Source organism: Dolichospermum circinale AWQC131C, assembly GCF_000426905.1.
In the GTDB taxonomy this organism is placed as follows: Bacteria; Cyanobacteriota; Cyanobacteriia; order Cyanobacteriales; family Nostocaceae; genus Dolichospermum; species Dolichospermum circinale.
In genome coordinates this window covers 314-4,164 of record NZ_KE384588.1, presented here as the reverse complement: position 1 = coordinate 4,164, position 3,851 = coordinate 314, and the positions used below count along the sequence as shown (strand labels likewise).

Below are 3,851 nucleotides of genomic sequence, written 5' to 3'. Positions count from 1 at the left end.
ATTAAATCATTAGGCTTGATTTTTAAAGATTGCTCAAAAACCTCAAATGCTTTTTCATAATTTCCTGATTCTGCTAATGCTTTTCCATAGCTAGTTAATGCTATGATATTATCAGGATTAATTTGCAAAGAACTTTCAAAAATCTTACAAGCTTTCTCGTAATTTCCAGATTCTGCTAATGCTTTTCCATAGCTAGTTAATGCTATTAAATCATTAGCATTAATTTGTAAAGAACTTTCAAAAATCTCACAAGCTTTTTCGTGTCTTCCTGCTTTAGATAATCCGTTTCCATAGCTAGTTAAAGTAATAATATTATCAGGTTGAAGCTGTAATGACCGTTCAAATAATTTAAATGCTTTATTATATTGTCCATTTTTTGATAATACGTTTCCATGTTTGCTGAGAATAATAGCATTTTGACAATTCCTCAGTAAATCGTCAGCCTTGCTAATTAAATATTGGATATCATTACTATTCATCATGGTTTATTTTTTAAATTTAAAGGAATCCAAGGAATAAATTCCCTGTCTAAAAGCCAAAGTCGGTTAAAACCGACTAAAATCTAGTCTAATTTACTGAGGGAACATTTGACAATTACATCCTGTAAATCCTTAAATCCTGGACATCCTGATATGGCTTGCGCCACGCTACGCTATCAGACAAAAAATCATCAGCCGCTGCGTCAGATGCGATTATTTAGTGATCATGAATAGATTTTCAATATCTGACGCACCCTACAAAATCCTCATCCTGAAAATCCTCAAATCCTGGACATCCTGATTCTGACAATTATTCCCAAAAGTCCACATTTAACATTGCTTCAATATCACAACTAAACGGCCACGTATCAGGAAACTCACACTGTGGATAACCATTGCGGACAATTTTCAGAGCATCTGCATAAGCTTCATCAAATACTTGGCTAAAATAAGGCTTGAGACTAGGTGAATTTTTGAGTAACTTTCTGATTCCAATTCTTTGTTTAATGATTGATTCTACCCACCCACGATAACAATCAGGGATATGCACATAATTCCGCTTGAGAATGTGTTCTAAAAGTTCTGCTAACCGATTTTCAAGTTCACGTTTATCTGAGCGCCCCAAGTCCTCTATCTCCTCTATCAAATTATCAATATCTAGTCCTTCTATATCTCTATTCCGTAATTTGTGGACAATATCTTCAATCCAGAGTAAATAGTCTTGCTCATACAAAGATACTGCAATTGGTGTTCGTGTCATTGCTGTAAACCCTCTAAATGACCTAATTTCATTTTAAGTGACATCATTTGTAATCTTCGACAATCAACTTGTAAACTAGCAAAATCAAGACAATTTAAACTCTTCTAACATTTTGCTTATTCCAAGCATATTCACTGAGTATAGCATATAGTGATCAATCAAATCCTGTAAATCCTCAAATCCTGGATATCCTGATTCTGACAATTGCTAGTTTATAATTAATCTAAATAGACATCTGGGGTAATTAAATGTGCGTGGTTTGAAACCCTTGTAGAGACGTTCTATAGAACGTCTCTACATTCGTTTTCACCAGATGTCTAATGTAACTTTTCCATTTACCAAGGAGGAATAAACAATGAAAGGATGGGAAACTTTAGATGCTATAGAAAGACAACCTGATAAAGTCAGTGGTGCATGGGTATTTCGAGGCACAAGAGTTCCGGTTACTGCATTATTTGAAAATTTACGTGATGGTGCAACAGTAGATGAATTTTTGGAGTGGTTTCCCCCTGTACAAAGATCACAAGTTGAAGCTGTACTTAATTATGAGCTTGAAACATTAGCTGCTTAGATATATTGTCTGAATCAGGATGTCCAGGATTAAAGGATTTACAGGATAAAAACAGGGATTTGACCCCCAATGCTTATGAAGAAGCATGGTCTAATTTATCAAATGGAGATTTACTAAAAGCTGCTGAAAATAAAGGATATCAAATACTTGTTACCACAGATCAGAATTTACGTTATCAACAGAATTTGAGTGAACGTCAAATTGCAATTGTTGTTTTACTATCAACTTCATGGCCAAAAATTAGAACACAAGTTGATCAGGTTTGCTCTATTATCAATACAATTGAATTGGGTGATTATCAAGAAATTTCTATAATCTAAAAATCCTGATCCTGAAAATCCTTAAATCCTGGACATTATCTCGACTTACTTAGGCAAGCTCAGTACAAGCTTAACTAAAGTTAATATTATTAGGCGATCGCCTATCTAGTAAAATCAAATATCATCAGGATAGATACCTAATGCTCTTAAATAAACCACTAACTTCCCCTATTGCTACTCACAGTTTAATAGTATCGGGTTTTCATGCCCTCTCAGATCCCATTAGAATCAGTGTTATAGAACTTCTGCGTCAGCGTGAACTCTGTGTATGTGACTTATGTGATGCTTTAGAAATAAATCAATCAAAACTTTCTTTTCATCTCAAAACCCTCAAAGAAGCAAGTCTAGTAAATTCCCGTCAACAAGGACGCTGGATTTATTACAGCTTGAATATTTCCCAATTTCAGGTTCTAGAAACATATTTAGCAGAGTTTCATCTGAATTATGGGGTTTTAACTCCTCGTTCCTGTTGTGAGTAGCGGGGAATTAGACTCGGTACAAATTTATTCTAAGTAGGTTTTTCTCGTTCCCATACTCTGACTGGGAACGAGATGACTAGATAGAACAAATCCCTGCAATCTTGAAAGACTACAGAGATTTGTTTTTTCATTTGGTGGCGGGAAGTGGATTTGAACCACTGACCTTCGGGTTATGAGCCCGACGAGCTACCAGGCTGCTCTATCCCGCGTCGCTTTTGTCGTTTTCCTCTCGACTTCTTTAATATAACGCAAAGTCAAAAGTTTGTCAACTATAAAAGCGATAATTCTCCAACTACTTCCAAACGCTTGTATTTCCCCAGGTTCATGAACTTCTCGGCCAGACTTTGGGCTATGCTGGGGGTAATCCAACCCATTTGTTGGAGGAGGTGAATAGCTACGGCGTATTTAGCGCGTTTTGAGCCATCCATTACCTTAATAGCTAATCCCATACCTTCCCCAAGTCGGCTAATACACTGCACACCTTCTGCACCGGATTTACTAACTAATTCGCTTGGAGTTAAGCGCATCAGTTCTGTGTCAAATTCTCCTTCACCAGCCACCATGGTGGGATGATGGTTCATAGCGCGAACAATACGTTCCATATCCACGCTATTGCTAGAAGCTAAGACAGCATATAGAGAGGCCATTTGACTGAGTTGCATCAGGTATGTGGGTGCGCCACAGTCATCATGGGCTGTGAGAAATTCTTCTGCTGGCATTCGCAGTAATTCTGCTACTTTGGTGATAATTAACTGTTGAACCGGGTGTTTCCGATCCAAATAGTTAGTTAACGGCCAATGGCGCTGTTGACAAACCGCTAACATTCCTGCGTGTTTACCAGAGCAGTTATATTCTAATGGACTGCTTTTACTTTGGGGAATTGGGCATTGTATAACATTTGCGTCAATATCTGCCCGCCACAAAATATTAAATACCTGTCTTACCTGTTCTATGCTGCCTTTATGGGAACTGGTGATAATGGCTAAGTCTTTGTCACTCAAACCATAGCGTTCTAATGTGCCTGTGCTAGTGACAGCCAGGGCTTGAAATGGTTTAAGAGCCGAACGGACAAATGCAGCAGTTTCAGCGTTACCAGCCACGGAAAGAACCCGTCCCCGGTCGTCGCTAACTACAGCCTGGACTAGATGCCGAGATTCAATAATACCTTCCCGCAGTAACCGGACTTCCAGGGCTGCGGCTTGAGTTCGTTTTCCCATTGTCATCTAAACCTCCAGGAGACCT

Annotated in this window: 6 protein-coding genes and 1 tRNA gene; 3 read left to right on the top strand and 4 right to left on the bottom strand. The window is 38.1% G+C overall.

Features of this window, described 5'->3' with window-relative positions; genetic code table 11:
• Window positions 1-482 (bottom strand): tetratricopeptide repeat protein (locus ACIR131C_RS21575; RefSeq protein WP_035371358.1); only part of this gene is annotated, 482 nt, incomplete at its 3' end.
• 307 nt (window positions 483-789) lie between these two features.
• Window positions 790-1,239, bottom strand: coding sequence for a DUF29 domain-containing protein (locus ACIR131C_RS0101205; RefSeq protein WP_028088741.1), 450 nt, complete (start codon window positions 1,237-1,239; stop codon window positions 790-792).
• 355 nt (window positions 1,240-1,594) lie between these two features.
• Between ACIR131C_RS0101205 and ACIR131C_RS0101200 the strand changes: the two genes are divergently transcribed.
• From ACIR131C_RS0101200 to ACIR131C_RS0101190, 3 genes are all read left to right on the top strand, one after another.
• Window positions 1,595-1,810, top strand: a complete 216-nt coding sequence (locus tag ACIR131C_RS0101200; protein WP_028082672.1) for a DUF433 domain-containing protein — start codon at window positions 1,595-1,597, stop codon at window positions 1,808-1,810.
• Window positions 1,811-1,815: 5 nt separating this feature from the next.
• Window positions 1,816-2,130 (top strand): hypothetical protein, encoded by a 315-nt coding sequence (locus ACIR131C_RS23795; RefSeq protein ID WP_071604923.1) that lies wholly within the window; start codon window positions 1,816-1,818, stop codon window positions 2,128-2,130.
• Window positions 2,131-2,270: 140 nt separating this feature from the next.
• On the top strand, window positions 2,271-2,609 hold the full coding sequence (locus tag ACIR131C_RS0101190) for an ArsR/SmtB family transcription factor (protein ID WP_035371357.1): 339 nt from the start codon (window positions 2,271-2,273) through the stop codon (window positions 2,607-2,609).
• Between the two features lie 132 nt (window positions 2,610-2,741).
• Here the strand turns inward: ACIR131C_RS0101190 and ACIR131C_RS0101185 are convergent.
• Both ACIR131C_RS0101185 and ACIR131C_RS0101180 read right to left on the bottom strand, forming a co-directional pair.
• Window positions 2,742-2,818: transfer RNA gene (locus ACIR131C_RS0101185), tRNA-Met, on the bottom strand.
• A 60-nt stretch (window positions 2,819-2,878) separates the two neighbouring features.
• Window positions 2,879-3,832 carry an asparaginase gene (locus tag ACIR131C_RS0101180; protein WP_028088739.1) on the bottom strand — a complete coding sequence of 318 codons (954 nt, stop codon included), beginning with the start codon at window positions 3,830-3,832 and terminating at the stop codon, window positions 2,879-2,881.
• Between the last annotated feature and the right edge of the window lie 19 nt (window positions 3,833-3,851).

Excerpts from the sequence above, each read along its gene's own strand:
- ACIR131C_RS0101205 (WP_028088741.1), bottom strand. The coding sequence starts at position 1,239 with ATGACACGAACACCAATTGCAGTATCTTTGTATGAGCAAGACTATTTA.
- ACIR131C_RS0101200 (WP_028082672.1), top strand. The coding sequence starts at position 1,595 with ATGAAAGGATGGGAAACTTTAGATGCTATAGAAAGACAACCTGATAAA.
- ACIR131C_RS0101190 (WP_035371357.1), top strand. The coding sequence starts at position 2,271 with ATGCTCTTAAATAAACCACTAACTTCCCCTATTGCTACTCACAGTTTA.
- ACIR131C_RS0101180 (WP_028088739.1), bottom strand. The coding sequence starts at position 3,832 with ATGACAATGGGAAAACGAACTCAAGCCGCAGCCCTGGAAGTCCGGTTA.